Annotated in this window: 18 protein-coding genes; 11 read left to right on the top strand and 7 right to left on the bottom strand. The window is 65.2% G+C overall.

Translation table 11 applies throughout. From position 1 onward, the window contains the following. The first annotated feature begins 42 nt into the window (after positions 1 to 42). Positions 43 to 414 (top strand): hypothetical protein, encoded by a 372-nt coding sequence (locus AB6724_RS04130; protein ID WP_369337234.1) that lies wholly within the window; start codon positions 43 to 45, stop codon positions 412 to 414. Here AB6724_RS04130 and AB6724_RS04125 read toward each other — a convergent pair. Both AB6724_RS04125 and AB6724_RS04120 read right to left on the bottom strand, forming a co-directional pair. Next, positions 389 to 1,609 (bottom strand): DesA family fatty acid desaturase, encoded by a 1,221-nt coding sequence (locus AB6724_RS04125; protein WP_369337233.1) that lies wholly within the window; start codon positions 1,607 to 1,609, stop codon positions 389 to 391. The two genes, AB6724_RS04130 and AB6724_RS04125, sit on opposite strands and share 26 nt — an antisense overlap. Positions 1,610 to 1,734: 125 nt before the next feature. Beyond that, positions 1,735 to 3,066: an RsmB/NOP family class I SAM-dependent RNA methyltransferase gene (locus tag AB6724_RS04120; protein WP_369337232.1), complete on the bottom strand. Its 1,332-nt coding sequence runs from the start codon at positions 3,064 to 3,066 to the stop codon at positions 1,735 to 1,737. Between the two features lie 139 nt (positions 3,067 to 3,205). On the opposite strand from AB6724_RS04120, the gene AB6724_RS04115 reads away from it, so the two are divergent. After that, positions 3,206 to 3,463, top strand: coding sequence for a DUF1653 domain-containing protein (locus tag AB6724_RS04115; RefSeq protein ID WP_369337231.1), 258 nt, complete (start codon positions 3,206 to 3,208; stop codon positions 3,461 to 3,463). A gap of 47 nt (positions 3,464 to 3,510) precedes the next feature. Here the strand turns inward: AB6724_RS04115 and purN are convergent, their stop codons facing one another. Then, complete coding sequence (gene purN / locus AB6724_RS04110; RefSeq protein WP_369337230.1) at positions 3,511 to 4,089, bottom strand: phosphoribosylglycinamide formyltransferase; 579 nt, start codon at positions 4,087 to 4,089, stop codon at positions 3,511 to 3,513. Positions 4,090 to 4,175: 86 nt separating this feature from the next. Between purN and AB6724_RS04105 the strand changes: the two genes are divergently transcribed. The 3 genes from AB6724_RS04105 (at position 4,176) to AB6724_RS04095 (ending at position 7,566) form a co-directional block, all read left to right on the top strand. Beyond that, entirely contained in the window at positions 4,176 to 4,862 is a 687-nt protein-coding gene (locus AB6724_RS04105) for a YceH family protein (protein ID WP_369337229.1), read from the top strand. Positions 4,863 to 5,127: 265 nt separating this feature from the next. Continuing rightward, on the top strand, positions 5,128 to 6,321 hold the full coding sequence (locus AB6724_RS04100; RefSeq protein WP_369337228.1) for an acyl-CoA dehydrogenase family protein: 1,194 nt from the start codon (positions 5,128 to 5,130) through the stop codon (positions 6,319 to 6,321). Between the two features lie 129 nt (positions 6,322 to 6,450). After that, entirely contained in the window at positions 6,451 to 7,566 is a 1,116-nt protein-coding gene (locus AB6724_RS04095) for an acyl-CoA dehydrogenase family protein (RefSeq protein ID WP_369337227.1), read from the top strand. Between the two features lie 71 nt (positions 7,567 to 7,637). Here AB6724_RS04095 and AB6724_RS04090 read toward each other — a convergent pair whose 3' ends face one another. From AB6724_RS04090 to AB6724_RS04080, 3 genes are all read right to left on the bottom strand, one after another. Further along, complete coding sequence (locus AB6724_RS04090) at positions 7,638 to 8,585, bottom strand: bestrophin family protein (protein ID WP_369337226.1); 948 nt, start codon at positions 8,583 to 8,585, stop codon at positions 7,638 to 7,640. A 166-nt stretch (positions 8,586 to 8,751) separates the two neighbouring features. After that, positions 8,752 to 9,303 (bottom strand): 2-oxo-4-hydroxy-4-carboxy-5-ureidoimidazoline decarboxylase, encoded by a 552-nt coding sequence (gene uraD, locus AB6724_RS04085; RefSeq protein ID WP_369337225.1) that lies wholly within the window; start codon positions 9,301 to 9,303, stop codon positions 8,752 to 8,754. Between the two features lie 68 nt (positions 9,304 to 9,371). Continuing rightward, positions 9,372 to 10,304: a LysR family transcriptional regulator gene (locus AB6724_RS04080; protein ID WP_369337224.1), complete on the bottom strand. Its 933-nt coding sequence runs from the start codon at positions 10,302 to 10,304 to the stop codon at positions 9,372 to 9,374. Between the two features lie 130 nt (positions 10,305 to 10,434). On the opposite strand from AB6724_RS04080, the gene AB6724_RS04075 reads away from it, so the two are divergent. The 4 genes from AB6724_RS04075 to AB6724_RS04060 are packed head-to-tail and all read left to right on the top strand — an operon-like array spanning position 10,435 to position 13,181. Then, complete coding sequence (locus AB6724_RS04075; protein WP_369337223.1) at positions 10,435 to 11,772, top strand: MFS transporter; 1,338 nt, start codon at positions 10,435 to 10,437, stop codon at positions 11,770 to 11,772. Between the two features lie 12 nt (positions 11,773 to 11,784). Continuing rightward, positions 11,785 to 12,300, top strand: a complete 516-nt coding sequence (locus tag AB6724_RS04070) for a hydroxyisourate hydrolase (RefSeq protein ID WP_369337222.1) — start codon at positions 11,785 to 11,787, stop codon at positions 12,298 to 12,300. A 31-nt stretch (positions 12,301 to 12,331) separates the two neighbouring features. After that, positions 12,332 to 12,667 carry a hydroxyisourate hydrolase gene (uraH, locus tag AB6724_RS04065; RefSeq protein WP_369337221.1) on the top strand — a complete coding sequence of 112 codons (336 nt, stop codon included), beginning with the start codon at positions 12,332 to 12,334 and terminating at the stop codon, positions 12,665 to 12,667. Between the two features lie 25 nt (positions 12,668 to 12,692). Beyond that, complete coding sequence (locus tag AB6724_RS04060) at positions 12,693 to 13,181, top strand: nucleoside deaminase (RefSeq protein WP_369337220.1); 489 nt, start codon at positions 12,693 to 12,695, stop codon at positions 13,179 to 13,181. Positions 13,182 to 13,258: 77 nt separating this feature from the next. Here AB6724_RS04060 and AB6724_RS04055 read toward each other — a convergent pair whose 3' ends face one another. Beyond that, positions 13,259 to 13,816 carry an HNH endonuclease gene (locus tag AB6724_RS04055; protein ID WP_369337219.1) on the bottom strand — a complete coding sequence of 186 codons (558 nt, stop codon included), beginning with the start codon at positions 13,814 to 13,816 and terminating at the stop codon, positions 13,259 to 13,261. A gap of 167 nt (positions 13,817 to 13,983) precedes the next feature. On the opposite strand from AB6724_RS04055, the gene AB6724_RS04050 reads away from it, so the two are divergent. Further along, on the top strand, positions 13,984 to 15,045 hold the full coding sequence (locus AB6724_RS04050; protein ID WP_369337218.1) for a bifunctional riboflavin kinase/FAD synthetase: 1,062 nt from the start codon (positions 13,984 to 13,986) through the stop codon (positions 15,043 to 15,045). 105 nt (positions 15,046 to 15,150) lie between these two features. Next, entirely contained in the window at positions 15,151 to 18,006 is a 2,856-nt protein-coding gene (gene ileS, locus AB6724_RS04045; RefSeq protein ID WP_369337217.1) for an isoleucine--tRNA ligase, read from the top strand. Positions 18,007 to 18,067 lie beyond the last annotated feature (61 nt).

The raw sequence follows: 18,067 nt of genomic DNA, 5'->3' as shown, positions 1-18,067 counted from the left end.
CTTACGCTTGGAGCCCTGCATCACTCAAGACCAAGGCTTCCCATGCTCACCGAAAACAGCACCCAGCAGCATGCACTCGCACCCGGCCATATGCTGACCCTGGCCCTGGCCGAAGGCAGCACGCTGCTCTGCCTGGGTGCCCCGGTCCAGCTGTCCACCACCCCGCTCTCGACGCTGGATGCCTGCACTGGCTACAGCATGCGCCTGTACAACGGCCAGAGCTGGAGCGCGCCCGGCGCGCTCTGGGTCCAGGTGCTGTGCGTGGAGGGACGCAGCAGCATAAGAGTGCAGCCGAACGCGCCCGCAGCAAAAGAAAACCGCCCCGGTCTTGCGGACCTGAGGCGGTGGCTGGTGGGTCAATGGCCGCGCCGCGAGAGCCGCGGCGAACTCAAGCGTGGGCGGCGCGCAGCTTGACCGAGAAGTCCTTGAGCGCGGCGATGCCGCTGGCTTCGGCACGCTGACACCAGGCCTGCAGATTGCCGGTCAGCTGTTCGCGGCTCAGCGTGGTGTTGAGCCAGAGCTGGCGCAGCTCCTCGCGCATGGTCAGCATCTGGTCGATCACGGGATGGGCCGCGCGCGCCTGTGCAAGCTGGCCTTGGGCATCGGCCGGGACTTTTTCGGCATCGCGGTGCAGCCAGCGCTGGGCGCTCTTGAGCAGCGAGACCTCGGCTTTCTGCGCCTGGGCCTGCTTGAGCGCGTCGAGTTCCTGCTTGACCGCGGCGCGCACGCCGCGCGCATAGCGCGCCATGACCTCGTAGCGGTTGGCGATCACGGCCTCCAGCGTCAGCTCGTCGGCCACCGGCTTGACGACCCCGCTGCGCAGGCGCGGCGGCGTCTTCTTGACCTTGGCCCAGCCAATCTTCTGCATGGCGCTGATATAGATCCAGCCTATATCGAACTCATAGCGCTTGACCGAGAATTTGGCCGAGGTCGGATAGGTATGGTGGTTGTTGTGCAGCTCTTCGCCGCCGATGATGATGCCCCAGGGCACGAGATTGGTCGAAGCGTCGGCAGCCTCGTAATTGCGGTAGCCCCAGAAGTGGCCCACACCGTTGACCACGCCCGCAGCCCAGAACGGAATCCAGACCATCTGCACGGCCCAGATCGTGAGGCCGATGGCGCCGAACAGCGCCACATTGAGGATCAGCATCAGCGACGGGCCCAGCACCGAGTGGCGATAGACATGGCGCTCCATCCAGTCGTCGGGCGTGCCGTGGCCGTATTGCTTCAGCGTTTCCTGATTCCGGGCCTCGGCACGGTACAGCTCGGCACCCTCGCGCATCACCTTGCCCAGACCGCGGGTCTGGGGGCTGTGCGGATCTTCCTCGGTCTCGCACTTGGCATGGTGCTTGCGGTGAATGGCCACCCATTGCTTGGTGACCATGCCCGTGCCCAGCCAGAGCCAGAAGCGGAAGAAATGCGCGGGCACGGGCCCCAGATCCAGGGCACGATGGGCCTGGCTGCGGTGCAGAAAAATGGTCACCGCCGCAATCGTGATGTGGGTGGTGAACAAGGTGTACAGCAGCAGCTGCCACCACGAAAGCGCCCACAGGCCATGGGCCAACCAATCCACGACGGCATTCCAGATCAAGCCGATATCCAGCGACATACGTAACAAAGCCTTTGGCGAAAAAACCGCACCTCATTCCACAGGCACGGGCGTGCCATTTTAGGTGAGCGACCTAGAACAAGACTGCGATTTCCCCGACAGCAGATACCGGATTTGCCGTGAATTTACGCTTTTCTGACCCAAACGGCCGCGAAAAAGCCATCTGTTTCATGTTGATGCGGCCACAGGCGCAGATAGCGCCGGCCCGCATCGCCGCCGCTGCAGAGCTTGTCGGCATCGGCGATCTTGAGCTGCTCCAGCAGCTCGGCAGCGTCCAGCGGCACGAAATCCGGATGCGCGGCGCTGAAGGCCTCGGCAATGGCCTCGTTCTCCTGCGGCAGGATGGAGCAGGTGGCATAGACCAGGCGGCCGCCGGCCTTGACCAGACGGGCGCTGCTTTCGAGGATGGAGGCCTGCTTTTGCGTCAGTTCTTCCACGGCCTTGGCGCTCTGGCGCCATTTGAGGTCGGGGTTGCGACGCAGCGTGCCCAGGCCCGAGCAGGGCGCATCGACCAGCACGCGGTCGATCTTGCCGGCCAGGCGCTTGACGCGCTCGTCGCGCTCATGGGCGATGGCGGCCGGATGCACATTGGACAGGCCCGAGCGCGCCAGACGCGGCTTGAGCGCATCGAGACGGTGGCCCGACACATCGAAGGCATACAGACGGCCGGTGTTACGCATGGCCGCGCCTATCGCCAGGGTCTTGCCGCCGGCGCCGGCGCAAAAATCCACCACCATCTCGCCGCGCTTGGCGTCCAGCAGCAGGGCCAGCAGCTGCGAGCCCTCGTCCTGCACCTCGATGGCGCCGCGCACAAAGGCATCGACCTTGGTCAGCGCGGGCTTGCCATCCACGCGCAGGCCCATGGGCGAATACGGCGTGGGCTCGGCCTTGATGCCGGCCTTCTCCAGCTCCTTGCGCACATCGGAGCGCTTGTCATGGAGCTGGTTCACGCGCAGATCCAGCGGCGCGCTGCGCTCCATGCTGGCGGTCAGCTGCCAGAAGCCGTCGCCGAGCTGGGCCTTGAGCGGCTCCACCAGCCATTCGGGCAGATTGTGGCGGTGCGCCTCCATCAGCTCCTCGGGCTGGATGCTGTCGCAGGCAGCCAGCCACTTGAGTTCCTGGGGCAGCAGCGCGGCCTTGATAAAGGTCTCGCTGTCCTGGCCGTCCTTGTTCCTGGCCTTGCCCTCTTTCCTGGCCTGCTCGCGCAGCACTTCCGCAAAGCCCAGAATGGCCAGGCGGCGCTCGCGTGCGCCGCTGCCCGAATGGGCCAGCGCTTCGAACCGCAGCTTCTTGCGCAGCACGGTATAAGTGGTTTCGGCCAGGGTGGCGCGCTCGCGCGGGCCCAGATAGCGGTTTTCACGGAAAAAACGGGACACCACGGCATCGGCCGGGTGTTCAAATGTCAGGGTACGCTTGACCAGTTCGGCGCAGGCGTCGAGTAGCTGTTTGGGATGCATGGCCGCGATTGTCCCACTCTCGCCCTGGCCCTGGCTTGCGCCCGAACTCTCGGCCGCTCTGTGCGGCCGCGGATTCGGGGTAAAAACCGGCTCCGACCCTTGCACACCCAGCGCAGGCCGCTCATTTTTTCAGTAAACCATGTCCGATCACGATCTTCCACCCCTCATCACCACCGAACCCGGCCTCTACGAGCATTACAAGGGCATGCGCTACGAGGTGCTGGGCAGCGTGCGCCACAGCGAAACGCTGGAGCCCATGACGTTGTACCGCGCGCTCTATGGCGAGCACGGCCTGTGGGTGCGGCCCGCGGCCATGTTCAACGAGACCGTGGTCATAGATGGCGTGGAGCGGCCGCGCTTTCGCCGCCTGCCCGCCGATCGGCAGAAATCCGCGTGAAAATCGGCTCTGGCGCTTTCCGGCAAAGCGCCGCCAGCTATCAAAACTCAGCCCTTGACCAGCTCCAGCACGGCGCGCGGATAGATGATGTGTTCCTGCACCAGCACGCGCGCGGCCAGCAGCTCGGCCGTGTCGCCGGGCAGCACGGGCACCACGGCCTGCTCCAGAATCGGGCCCACGTCGAGTTCGGCCGTCACGCGGTGCACGGTGGCACCCGCAAACCTGCAGCCCGCATCGATGGCGCGCTGGTGCGTGTGCAGGCCCGTGAACGCGGGCAGCAGCGAAGGATGGATATTGATCAGCCGGCCTTCGTAGTGCGAGACAAAGCCCGGCGTGAGAATGCGCATGAAGCCGGCCAGCACCACCAGGTCGGGCGCATGGCGGTCAATGAGCTGCATCAGCCGGGCGTCGAAGGCCTCGCGGCTGTCGAACTGCTTGTGATCCAGCACCTCGGTGGCGATGCCGTTGTCGCGTGCAAACACCAGACCCTGGGCCTCGGCCTTGTTGCTCACCACGGCAGCAACCCTGGCGTTGTACTGCTTTGCCCAGTTCTGCTGCTGGGATGCACGCACAATGGCGGCCATGTTCGAGCCGCCGCCCGAGATCAGGATCACGATGTTTTTCATGGGCGGCGATTGTCGCATTGCCGGGCTAACCCTTGGGGGTTGGTACCAGTTCCTGTGCGCCGTCCTAAGACTTTTCAGGAGACCCCATGCCTTTTGACCCACGCAACACTCCCTTGAGCGCCGTCGAGGCCCGCGTTCTGGCCACGCTGATGGAAAAAGCCCGTACCGTGCCCGACAGCTATCCGCTCACGCTCAACAGCCTGGTCACGGGCTGCAACCAGAAGTCCAGCCGCGACCCGGTGATGGAGGTGACGGAAGCCGAAGCCCAGGAAGCGCTGGACAGCCTGCGCCTGAAGACCATGTCGGTGCAGATCAGCAGCGCGCGCTCCACGCGCTGGGAGCACAATTTCCCGCGCGGCATAGGCGTGCCCGACCAGTCGGCCGTGCTGCTGGCCCTGCTCATGCTGCGCGGCCCGCAGACCGCGGGCGAGCTGCGCATCAACTCCGAGCGCTGGCACCGCTTTGCCGACATCTCCTCGGTCGAGGCATTTCTCGACGAGCTGCGCGAGCGCAGCGAGGAAAAAGGCGGCCCGCTGGTGGTACAGCTGCCGCGCGCCCCGGGCGCGCGCGAACAGCGCTGGGCCCATCTGCTCTGCGGCCCGGTCGATATCAGCGCACTGGCGACGGCCGGCAGCGCCAGCTCCGGCGGTACCGCATCGGTGCTGCAGCAGCGCGTGGATGCGCTGGAAGCCGAGGTCGCCCAGTTGCGCGCCACCGTGCAGCAGCTGTGCGAAGCGCTGGGCGTGGAGCCGCCTGCAGCGCCTGCCGAGTAAGTCAAGAGTAAAAATTGATAGCTTCTAGCGCTTATTCAATAAGCGCTGGAGGTCGATTGCATCAAAAACATCCGCCAACCACTCCTAAAAACTGGCGCAATCCAAGCAAGAGACAGCAAGCAAGGGCCGCCCCGCAGCGAGGCTGTCGTCCCCCTTGGGGGAAGCGGCAAAGCCGCTCAGGGGGTAACCCTGTTCTGTCACGCCCTGGACAGATGGAAAAAGAACGTGCGTGCTACAAATCCAGCCATCTTTAGGAGACCAGCGCATGGATTTGGCATTTACCCCCGAAGAACAAGCCTTCCGCGAAGAAGTCCGCACCTGGGTGCGGGCCCATCTGCCGGAGGACATCGCGCACAAGGTGCGCCACGATCTGCACCTGACGCGCGACGATATGCAGCGCTGGGCCAGGATTCTGGGCAAAAAAGGCTGGCTGGGCTATGGCTGGCCCAAGGAATTCGGCGGCCCCGGCTGGACGGCCGTGCAAAAGCATTTGTTCGAGGAAGAATGCGCGCTGGCCTGCACGCCACGCATCGTGCCCTTCGGCCCGGTGATGGTGGCGCCCGTCATCATGGCCTACGGCACTCCGGAGCAGCACCGGCGCTTTCTGCCCGGCATTGCGAGCGGCGAAGTCTGGTGGAGCCAGGGCTATTCCGAGCCCGGCTCGGGCTCCGACCTGGCCAGCGTCAAGACCCGTGCCGAGCGAGTCCATACAAGTTCAGGCGACAAATACATCGTCAACGGCCAGAAGACCTGGACCACCTTGGGCCAGTACGGAGAGTGGATCTTCTGCCTGGTGCGCACCAGCAACGAGGGCAAGCCCCAGACCGGCATCAGTTTTCTGCTCGTCGACATGAAGTCGCCCGGCGTGACCGTGCGCCCCATCAAGCTGCTGGACGGCTCGCACGAGGTCAACGAGGTCTTCTTCGACAACGTGGAAGTGCCGGCCGACCAGCTGATAGGCGAGGAGAACAAGGGCTGGACCTATGCCAAGCACCTGCTGTCCCACGAGCGCACCAATATCGCCGACGTGAACCGCGCCAAGCGCGAGCTCGAGCGTCTCAAGCGCATTGCCAAGGCCGAAGGCGTGTGGGAAGACCAGCGCTTCCGCGACCAGATCGCCCTGCTCGAGATCGACGTGATGGCGCTGGAGATGCTGGTGCTGCGCGTGCTCTCGGCCATGAAGTCCGGCAAGAACCCGCTGGATATCGCGGGCCTGCTCAAGATCAAGGGCAGCGAGATCCAGCAGCGCTACTCCGAGCTGATGATGCTGGCCGCCGGCCCCTATTCCCTGCCCTATGTCCAGGAAGCCATGGAGGCCGGCTACCAGGGCAACTTCCCCGGCGGCGAACTGAGCAACGCGCCGCTGGCCGCCACCTACTTCAATATGCGCAAGACCACCATCTACGGCGGCTCGAACGAGGTGCAGCGAAATATCGTGGCTCAGACAGTGCTCGGCTAAGCCGAGCGCTGTCTGGCACGACTTTCACGTTCTGCTCCCCCGCGCCCCCTCCGCGAGGGGGCTCTAGCAAGAGCTTCGCTGGATGTGGGGTGCGCATAGCGCACCAGCTTCCGGCCTCAGGAGATTTTCATGGATTTCGATTTTTCCGACGATCAGCAACAACTGCGTGACGCCGTGGCCCGCTGGGTGGACAAGGGCTATGGCTTCGAACGCCGCCAGAGCATCGCCAAACAGGGCGGCTTCTCGCGCGAGGCCTGGAACGAACTGGCCGAGCTGGGCCTGACCGCGCTCACCGTGCCCGAGTCCTATGGCGGCCTGGGCCAGGGCGCGGTCGATGCGATGGTGGTCATGGAGGAGCTGGGCCGCGGTCTGGTGATGGAGCCGCTGGCCCAGGCCTTTGTGGCCTCGGCCGTGCTCAGCCAGTTCGGCAGCGATGCCCTCAAGCAAAGCTGGCTGCCCGGCATCGCCAGCGGCGAGAAGCTGGTCGTGCTCGCAACGCAGGAGCGCAAGGCGCGCTACCGCCTTGACATTTGCGAGGCAAAAGCGACTAAGACCGCCGACGGATACGCGGTAGACGCTACGAAAAGCATTGTGCCCGCAGGCGACCAGGCCGACGCCTTCATCGTGCCCGCCCAGCTGGACGGCAAGATCGCACTGTTTCTCGTCGAAAGCGGCGCCGCCGGCCTCAGCGCACGCGGTTATGCCACGCAGGACGAGAGCCGCGCCGCCGATCTGCTCTGCCGGGACGCCGCCGCCACGCTGATCACCACCAACGGCCTGACGGCGCTCACGCTGGCGCAGGACGTGGCCAATGCCGCTCTGTGCGCCGAAGGCGTGGGCGTGATGGAGCAGACGCTCAAGCTCACCACCGAGTACATGAACCAGCGCAAGCAGTTCGGCGTGGCGATCGCGAGCTTCCAGGCCCTGCGCCACCGCGTGGCCGATATGAAGATGCAGCTGGAGCTGGCCCGTTCCATGAGCTATTACGCCACGCTCAAGCTGGGCGCGCCCGCCGAGGAGCGCCACACGGCCATCGCCCGCGCCAAGGTGCAGCTGGGTCAGTCCATGCGCTATGTGGGCCAGCAGTCCGTGCAGCTGCACGGCGGCATAGGCGTGACCGACGAATATGTGGGCAGCCACTACTTCAAGCGCCTGACCCAGATGGAAATGACGGGCGGCGACACCCTGCACCATCTGGCGACGGTGTCGGCCAAGATGCAGGAGAACGCGGGCGTGTTCGCCTGATCCCGCATTTCCTCGCCCACAAAAAAGGCACACCTCGGTGTGCCTTTTTTGTGGGCTGCAGCGGCCGGCACTCAGGTCAGCAGATAGTCGACGGGCTTGAGCTGCGCGGGCAGCTGCGGATCGCCCAGCGACTGGCTCAGGCTGATCTCTATGCTCCGGCAAATCGTGTCCAGCGCCAGATCGTTGGCCTCCAGGCCGAAAGGCTCTTCCAGCTCGTCGCCCAGGGCATCGAGGCCGTAGAACGTGTAGGCCACGATGGCCACCACGAACGGCGTCATGAAGCCCGTGATGTCCACCAGACCGAATGGCAGCAGAAAGCAGTACAGATGGGCCGTACGGTGCAGCAGCAAGGTGTAGGAGAACGGAATCGGGGTGTTGCGTATGCGCTCGCAAGATGCAGCGGCGGCCGTCAGCCCGTTGAAGGTCCTGTCCACCGCGGCGGCCAGGCAGGGGTCGATGCGCTTTTCCCGCACGCACAGGCCCAGATCCTGGCCCATGGCCTGCATGATGGCGTCGGTGCGCTGGTTCAGCGGCAGCAGTTGCAGGCGCTGCCACTCGGCATGGGTTAGCCACTGCTCGGCAGCCACATCGTCCTTGAGGCCGCGCAGCTGGGCGCGCAGCGCATGCGAAAAAGCCACGGCCCGGTGCACCATGCGCACCCGCACATCGTTGGCACGCTGGCGCGGGTCTATGGGGTGATCGAGTTCGATCAGGCTCAGGCATTGGCGCGCCAGCGTGCGTGCATAGATCACGATCTCGCCCCAGAGCTTGCGTCCCTCCCAGTAGCGCGCATAGGCGGTGTTGTTGCGAAAGCCCAGAAAGATCGCCAGCGGCAGGCCGATCAGCGTGAACGGAATCGGCGTGACCGGAATCTTGGTGTGGAACAGCATGCCGTGGGCCACGGTGACGATGATGGCCAGCACGATGTTGACGGCCAGCACGGCCTTGATGCGCTGGAGCACCGAGCCCCGCACAATCCACAGCAGCTTGAAGCCTGAAGGACGGTCTCTGACGATCATGGCATGCAACGCAAGGGTAAACCCCGTATTTCATCATGAAGCGGGCCGGTTTTCGGCGACTTCCGAACAATATATTGCATAGGACGACCCCGAAGAATCCGGCGTCGGTCAGAGGCTACGGCAAAGAAAAAGCCCCGCACTGCGGGGCTTGGCGATGGGGAGCGGCTCAGGCTGCCTGCAGGCTGGCGGCACTCACGCGCTGCGACAGGCGCAGGCGGCTGATGAAGCCGATCTGACGCAGGGCTTCGGCAAACTCCTGCTCGGTGCCGCGCTCGGTACGCGAGGCCAGCTCGGCAAACAGGCCGGCGCGCGTGTAGTGGCGCACGCAGGCGATGAAGGGGAAGCCGTGGCGCGTGCGATAGCTCTGGTTCAGCGCGGCCAGGCGCTCGCCCTGCTCCCGCTCCAGATCGCCCAGACCCGCGCTTTGCTGCTCCTGCTGCGAATCGCTGGTCAGAGTGCCGGAGCGCACGGCACTGGCCGACAGCTCGGGGTGGCCGCAGAGAAAGCGCAGGGTCTGCTCGCGCGGGCTGGCATGCACGGCGGCCAGCATGGCCTGATGCAGTGCGTCGAGGCTGTCGAACGGACGCTGGCGCGCGGCCGCTTCGGCCACCCAGGGGGCGTATTCGAAAACCTCGCCGAGCGCGGCCACAAAAGCGGCTGGCGTCATGGTGTTGAGCTCGTCGAGCGTGGGGATGAAGGAGGTAGTGGTGCTGGTCATGAGGCCAGTGTAGGAAGCGCATTTCCCGCCTCACAGTCCTGGCTTGTTATAGCCCGTATAGCAGCCGGCTACGTTGGCGCCGTCAGCACCTGCGAGGCCTGGCTCAGCAGCCCGCGCAGCCAGATATGGGAGGCATCCCGGTGCCGGGACGAATGCCAGAGCTGGTAGAAGCGCATGACGCGGTTGCCCATGGGCAGAGGCACCATGGCCAGCGGCAGGCGCCTGGCGTGATAGGCCGCGAAATGACGGCTGGTGGTCAGCAGCAGATCGGTGTCCACCAGCAGGTCCGGGGCCAGCGAGAAATGCGAGCACTGCACGCGGCCGTCGCGGCTCACCCGCAGGGTGCCCAGGCTGCTCTCCACCACGCCGCGCTGATCGGGCGAGTAAGGCGTGAACACCACATGGGCTGCCTGCAGATAGTGCTCGACCGTGAGCCGGCCCGGCCCGGCCAGCGGATGCTTTTCATCGAGCAGGCAGACCACCTCGTCCTCGAGCAGCGTGGACATGTGCAGATGCTCGGGCGGGCTCGGCCAGTTGCCGACGACGATGTCCACCTCGCCGCTTTGCAGGGCCTGCTCGTAGTCGAAGTTCTGGCCCAGCGGCAGCAGCACCAGCCGGGCACCCGGCGCCTGCGTGCGCATGAGCTGGACCACGCGCGCCATGAAGGGCGGCGCCAGATAGTCGGGCATGGCGATGGTGAAGCGCTGCTGCGTGGTCTCGGCCGCAAATTCCTTGCCGGCGCTCAGCAGCCCGTCGATCAACCCCAGCGCCGCACGCGCCTGCTCCACGGCCTGCAGCGCACGCGCCGTGGGCACCATGCGGTTCTTGTCCCGCACCAGCAGCGGATCGTTGAAGATGGCCCGCAGGCGCCGCAGCGCCGCGCTGATGGCCGGTTGCGACTGATTGAGGCGTATTGCCGCGCGCGACACGCTTTTTTCGCTGATCAAGGTGCACAGCACGCGCAGCAAATAGGTATCGAACGGATCTTCGCTGCGAGACACGTGTTTTCCCTAGAGATATGCATTCTGCTATGCGGCTCATAGCAGGCGCTTAGTTTCGCATATCGCCGCAAGCCGCGACCATGCAAGCGTCCGCCAACCCAACAACAAATTTCCGAGACAAGGACTTGCCATGAGTGCTCACCATGTGCCGATCAGCGGCGCGGCCGCTTCCGTCGACCAGATCGACGCCACCTACTCCAAGATTTCCTGGCGCCTGCTGCCCTTCCTGGGCGTGCTGTGGGTGCTGGCCTGGCTGGACCGCGTCAACATCGGTTTCGCCAAGCTGCAGATGCTCGACGACCTGAAGTTCAGCGAGGCCGTCTACGGCCTGGGCGCCGGCATCTTCTTCATCGGCTACTTCCTGTTCGAAGTGCCGTCCAATCTGCTGCTGCAGAAGATAGGCGCCAAGAAGACGGTGATGCGCATCACCATAGGCTGGGGCCTGATCTGCATCTTGCAGGCCTGGGTGACGTCACCGACCCAGTTCTACATCCTGCGCTTTCTGATGGGCGTGTTCGAAGCCGGCTTCTATCCCGGCATCATCCTCTACCTGACCTACTGGTATCCGTCCAAGCGCCGCGCCAAGGCCTTCGGCACCTTCATGTCGGCCTCGGCCATCGCGGGCGTCATCGGCGGCCCCCTGGCCGGCGGCATCATGACCTGGGCCGCAGGCGCGCACGGCATGCACGGCTGGCAATGGCTGTTCATCATCGAAGGCATTCCCTCGGTGCTGGCCGGTGTCTTCGCCTATTTCTACATGACGGACCGCCCCGAGCAGGCCAAGTGGCTCACCGACGCGGACCGCGCCGTCGTGCGCCAGCAGCTCGAGATCGACCAGAAGGCCCAGGGCGAACGCCACAGCGACTGGCGCACCCTGTTCGGCAACCCCATGGTGTGGCTGCTGATCGCCGTGTTCTTCTGCCTGCTGTGCGCCAACTCCACGCTGACCTTCTGGATCCCCACCGTGATCCGCGAAGCCGGCTTCACCTCCCCCATGGAAGTGGGCTGGATTGCCGGCGCCGCCTATCTGCTGGGGGCTGCAGGCATGGTGTTCAACGGCCGCCACTCCGACCAGCGCGGCGAAGTGCGCTGGCACTTCGCGGGCTCGGCCCTGCTGGGCGCCGGCGGCATGCTGGCCCTGGCCATCACCATGGGCATGGACAGCATCCCCGTAATCGTGGCTCTGACGGCCATGGTCCTGGCCCTGGTGGGCACCATGAGCGCGATTCCCGTGTTCTGGCAGATGCCCAATATGCTGCTCAGCGGCGGCGCTGCCGCCGTGGGCGTGGCGCTGATCAACTCGGTGGCCAACCTGGCCGGCTTCGGCGCCCCCTATCTGATGGGCGTGATCAAGGCCTCTACCGGCAAGGTTGCTCCCGGCCTGTACCTGGTCGCCGTCGTGGAAGTGCTGTCCGCCATCCTGGCCATTGCTTTCATCGCCCGCATCCAAGCTCGCAAGAACGCCTGAAGGAGCCACCGCATGCACCCCACCCAGAACCTGGCGCCGTCGCGCCGGCAATTCGCCCTCTCGGGCCTGGCGCTCGGCGCCTCGGCCCTCACGGCCGCACGCGGCGCACTGGCCGCCGGCACGCCCCCTGCAACGCCAGCCCAGTCCTCCGGGCCCATCGTGCTGCACGGCGTCAGCCCCCGCCTGACCATGCATGCCGTGGACACCTTCCATGGCTCTGCGGCCACGGGATTGCGCATCGACTTCTCGCGCTTCGACGGCGAAGCCTATGTGCCGGTACGCAGCTTTGTCGTGAACGCCAACGGCCGTGCCGACGAACCGCTGCTAATCGACGACAGCTACCGCTGCGGCCGCTACGAGATGCTGCTGCACGTGGACGAGTACTTTGCGGCCAAGGGCGCAAAGCTGCCGCGCCCGGCTTTTCTGTCCAAGCTGCCGGTGCGCTTCCAGATCGTGAACACGGCCGAGCGCATCCACCTGCCTATCCAGTTCGGCCCCTGGAGCTACACCTACTCGCGCGGCAGCTAGCCTGCCGCAACATCCCCATCGAAAGGCATATATGGCAGGCATCAGCACCCATGTACTCAATGTCACCACCGGCCGTCCCATTGCCGGCTTGCGGGTCGAGCTCTACGATGTCGCGCAGACGCCCGCGCAGCGCATCAACAGCACCCGCACCAATGCCGACGGCCGCACCGACGCCCCAATGCTGGCCGCGGCTGCGGCCCGCACCGGGGACTTCGAACTGCGCTTCTACACCGGGGAGCATTTCCAGGAACCCACGGCACTGTCGGAAGAAGTGCTGGTGCGCTTTTCCATCTTCGACGCGGCCCAGCACTACCACGTGCCCATGCTGTGCTCGCCCTGGTTTTTCACCACCTACCGTGGCAGCTGATTTTTTTACCAAGGAGAACGACTCGATGAACAACGATAACGACAGCGGCAAATACCTGCTCGAATCCATCCGCCTGGCCATGGGCAATGTCAAAGGCCGCCAGCAGGCCACCTGGCCCTTCGGCGCCGTGCTGGTCAAGGACGGCAAAGTCCTGGCCCGCGCCGTCAACCAGGTGGACGAGCTCTGCGACCCCTCGGCCCATGCCGAGATGCAGGCCCTGCGCATAGGCGCCAAGGCCCAGGGCAGCACCGATCTGTCGGGGGCCGTCATGCATGCCAGCGGCTACCCCTGCAGCATGTGCTACACGGCCATGCTGCTGGCCGGCGTGAAGAAGGTGTACTTCGCCTATTCCAACGAAGACGGCGAACCCTACGATCTGTCCGCCGCGCGCGGCTATGTGGAACTGGCCAAGCCCGAAGAACAGCGCGAGATGGCCCTGATCGGCCAGCGCGTGCGCGACGCCGGCGAAGACCTCTACGAGGCCTGGCAGAAAGCCGTCTCCACCACCGCCTGAGCGCTCTCCGCCTAAACGCTTTCCCCTTCCTCTATCTCCTGCCCCGCGTGCTCCGGCCCGGGGCTTTTTTTATGCCCCTAGCTGCGCCAGCGCGAATTGCGCGGCACATGGGCCACGAGAAACTCCATCTGGTCGGCCAGGATGCGGCGGTTTCTCAGGATGAAATCCTCCCACAGCGTGGGGGTGTAGGGGGTGTAGAGCAGCGGCATGCGTGCCTGCTCGGGCGTCCTGGCGCCCTTGCGGTGGTTGCAGGCGCGGCAGGCCGTGACCAGGTTCATCCAGGTGTGCAGGCCGCCCGCGCTCACGGGCACGATGTGCTCGCGTGTCAGATCGCTTTCGTGGAACTGGCGCCCGCAATAGGCGCAGACGCAGCGGTCGCGCGCAAACAGCTTGCCGTTGGTCAGGCCCGGCAGCAGCTCGTGCGGGTTGATATTGGGCACGCCCTTGGTGCCGATGATGGAGTTGATGTGAATGACTGACTGCTTGCCGGTCACCGCATTGTGGCCACCGCGAAAGCAGGCGATCTCGGCACCGGCTTCCCAGCGCACCTCTTCTGCTGCATAGTGCAGCGCCGCTTGCTCCAGCGTCACCCAGGACTGCGGCAGCCCCTGGGCTGTCAGCTTCAAGACTTTCACAACACGCCTCCAGTCAGATATCGACCACAGAAACGGCAGAGCGTCTTGGCGCTCTTGTGCTGCCTCCCCAGCTGCATGAATGGAAGCAATATACTCTGAAATTATGTCAAATTGACGGCTTGTGCCGCATGCATCGGCGCCAGCTGCTACAAATAACAAAGCAGCCCATGAAGATTTTCCGTGGAATCAAGCATCCCGGCCTGGCCCCAGCCTGCGCTGTGACCATTGGCAATTTTGATGGCGTGCACCGGGGACACCAGGCCATGCTCGGTCTTCTGAACGCAGAAGCGGCCCAGCGCGGCATTCCTTCCTGCGCCATGACCTTCGAGCCGCATCCGCGCGACTACTTCGCGCAGAAGCTGGGCAAGCCCGATCTGGCGCCAGCTCGCGTGGGCACGCTGCGCGACAAGCTCAGCCAGCTGGAGATCTGCGGCGTCGACCAGGTGGTGATACTGCCGTTCAACGAGGCCCTGGCCAGCCTCAGCCCCGAGGACTTCATCCAGGACGTGCTGATCTCGGGCCTGGGCGCGAAATACGTGCTGGTGGGCGACGACTTCCGCTTCGGCGCCAAGCGCGCGGGCGACTACGCCATGCTGGACAACGCCGGCCAGGCCCTGGGCTTCGACGTGGCGCGCATGAACAGCTACGAGGTGCACGGCCTGCGCGTCTCGAGCACGGCCGTGCGCGAAGCGATGGCCGCCGGCGATATGCAGCAGGCGGCCAAGCTGCTGGGCCACCCCTACCGGATTTCGGGCCATGTGGTCCATGGCCGCAAGCTGGGCCGCAAGCTCGCGGAGTCCGCGCAGGGCGCCAACGACGGCTTTCGCACGCTGAACCTGCGCTTCGACCACTGGAAACCCGCGGCCAGCGGCATTTTTGCGGTGCTGGTCCACGGCCTGGGCCCGACGCCCGTACAGGGCGTGGCCAACCTGGGCGTGCGCCCCTCGCTGGACCCCAGGGATGTCAACGGCGGACGCGTGCTGCTGGAGACCCACTGTTTCGATTGGCCCGCCCAGCTGGGTGGAGAAGAGGCCTACGGTAAAATCATCCGCGTGGAACTTCTGCACAAACTGCACGACGAGCTGAAGTACGACAGTCTCGATGCCCTGACGGCCGGCATCGCCAAGGACTGCGATGACGCGCGCGCGTTTTTCGCCTCCGCCTACACGCCTTCCCACACCTCGTCCCATACCGAGACCCGTCGCCAGACCACGCGCGACCGAATTTGACGCTCGCTGCTCGCACGCCACAGGCGCAGCAGCGCATCTGGCGCTCACCTCACATTCACGCCCAGGCAGTCCTGCCCGGGCACTGCATTGCTTTCAAGGTTCCCCATGTCTGATTCGAAGTCCAACAAGAACGAAGCGTCCGTCTACCGTGCCACGCTGAACATGCCCGACACCCCCTTCCCCATGCGCGGCGATCTGCCCAAGCGCGAGCCGGGCTGGGTCAAGGAATGGGAAGACCAGGGCACTTACCAGAAGCTGCGCGACGCGCGCCGCGGCGCGCCCATGTTCATCCTGCACGACGGCCCCCCCTACGCCAACGGCAAGATCCACATCGGCCACGCCGTCAACAAGATCCTCAAGGACATGATCGTCAAGAGCCGCCAGCTCGAGGGCTTTGACGCGCGCTATGTGCCGGGCTGGGACTGCCACGGCCTGCCCATCGAGAACGCCATCGAAAAGCTGCACGGCCGCAATCTGCCGCGCGACGAGATGCAGGCCAAGAGCCGCGCCTTCGCCACCGAGCAGATCGCCCAGCAGATGGTGGACTTCAAGCGCCTGGGCGTGCTCGGCGACTGGGACCATCCCTACAAGACCATGAACTACACCAACGAGGCGCTGGAGCTGCGCGCCTTGAAGAAGGTGATGGAGCGCGGCTTCGTCTACCGCGGCCTCAAGCCCGTGTACTGGTGCTTCGACTGCGCCTCCTCGCTGGCCGAGTTCGAGATCGAATACGCGGACAAGCAGAGCCAGACCCTGGACGTGATGTTCCCGGCCGCCGACCCGGCCAAGCTGGCGGCCGCCTTCGGCCTGGCAAAGCTGGACAAGCAGGCCTTCATCGTCATCTGGACCACCACGGCCTGGACCATCCCCGCCAACCAGGCGCTGAACGTCAACCCCGATCTGGAATACAGCCTGGTCGACACCGAGCGCGGCCTGGTGATCGTGGCCTCGGCCCTGGTCGAGAAATGCCTGGAGCGCTGGAAGCTGGGCGGCAAGGTCGTCGCCACGGCCCAGGGCAAGGCGCTCGACCATATGCCGTTCAAGCACCCGCTGGCCCATGTGGACAAGGGCTATGACCGCATCTCGCCCGTGTACCTGGCCGAATACGCCACGGCCGAGGACGGCACCGGCATCGTGCACTCGGCGCCCGCCTACGGTCTGGACGACTTCAACTCCTGCGTGAGCAACGGCATGGAGTACAAGGACATCCTGAACCCCGTGACCGGCAACGGCGTCTACGCGGCCGATCTGCCGCTGTTCGGCGGCCAGCATATCTGGAAGGCCGTGCCCGTCATCATCGACGCGCTCAAGCTCGCCGACCGCCTGATGGACACCACGGGCCTGACCCACAGCTACCCGCACTGCTGGCGCCACAAGACGCCGGTGATCTACCGCGCCGCGGCCCAGTGGTTCATCCGCATGGACGAGGGCGAAGGCGTGTTCACCGACCCGGCCCAGAAGCCCGAGAAGACCCTGCGCCAGATCGCGCTGGACGCCATCGACGACACCAGCTTCTACCCCGAAAACGGCCAGGACCGCCTGCGCGCCATGATCGCCGGCCGTCCCGACTGGTGCATCTCGCGCCAGCGCAGCTGGGGCGTGCCCATTCCCTTCTTCCTGCATGTGGACACGGGCGCGCTGCACCCGCGCACCATGGAGATCATCGACCAGGCGGCCGACATGATCGAGCAGGGCGGCATCGAGGCCTGGAGCCGTGTGAGCGCCGAGGAAATCCTGGGTGCCGAGGATGCCAAGCACTACACCAAGAGCACCGACATCCTCGAGGTCTGGTTCGACTCGGGCTCGACCTTCTGGCATGTGATGCGCGGCACCCATGCCGACATGCACCACGACCATGGCCCCGAGGCCGATCTGTATCTGGAAGGCCATGACCAGCACCGCGGCTGGTTCCACTCCTCGCTGCTGCTGGCCTCGGCCATCTTCGGCCGCGCGCCCTACAAGGGCCTGCTGACCCACGGCTTCACCGTGGACGGCCAGGGCAAGAAGATGTCCAAGTCGCTGGGCAACACCGTGGCGCCGCAGGACGTGAGCGGCAAGATGGGCGCCGAGATCATCCGCCTGTGGGTGGCGGCCACCGATTACTCGGGCGATCTGGGTATTGACGACAAGATCCTGGCCCGCGTGGTGGATGCCTACCGCCGCATCCGCAACACGCTGCGCTTCCTGCTGGCCAATACCAGCGACTTCGATGCGGCCAGCGACAGCGTGGCCTACCAGGACATGCTGGAAATCGACCGCTACGCGCTGGCGCGTGCGGCCCAGCTGCAAAAGGAAATCATCGGCCACTACCAGATCTATGAATTCCACCCCGTGGTCACCAAGCTGCAGCTGTTCTGCTCCGAAGACCTGGGCGGCTTCTACCTGGACGTGCTCAAGGACCGCCTCTACACCACGGCGCCCAAGAGCCTGGCCCGCCGCTCGGCCCAGACCGCGCTGCACCAGATCACCCAGGCGCTGCTGCGCTGGATGGCGCCCTTCCTGTCGTTCACGGCCGAGGAAGCCTGGAAGATCGTGGGCCGGAGCGAAACCATCTTCCTCGAGAAGTTCACCGACCTGCCCGAGGGCGATGAGGCGCTGCTGGCCAAATGGACGCGCCTGCGCGAGATCCGCGACGTGGTCAACAAGGACATCGAGGCCGTGCGTGCCGACGGCAAGGTCGGCGCCTCGCTGCAGGCCGAGGTCACCGTGGCCGCCGAGCCCGAGGACCTGGCCCTGCTGCAGTCGCTGGCCGACGACCTGAAGTTCGTCTTCATCACCTCGGCCGCGCAGGCCGTGGCGGGCAATGAGCTGGCCGTGAGCGTCACGCCCTCGGAAAAAGCCAAGTGCGAGCGCTGCTGGCACTACCGCGACGACGTGGGCGCCAATCCCGAGCACCCCACGCTGTGCGGCCGCTGCGACAGCAATCTGCACGGTGCCGGCGAGCAGCGCAGCAAGGCCTAATCATCCAGTGAGCACGCAGCGCTTGCCGGTCGCGATTTTCATGCAGGAAACTGCTTGGAAA

Source organism: Comamonas guangdongensis (assembly GCF_041079535.1).
Classification (GTDB): Bacteria; Pseudomonadota; Gammaproteobacteria; order Burkholderiales; family Burkholderiaceae_C; genus Comamonas; species Comamonas guangdongensis.
This window is presented reverse-complemented; position numbering and strand designations above follow the sequence as displayed.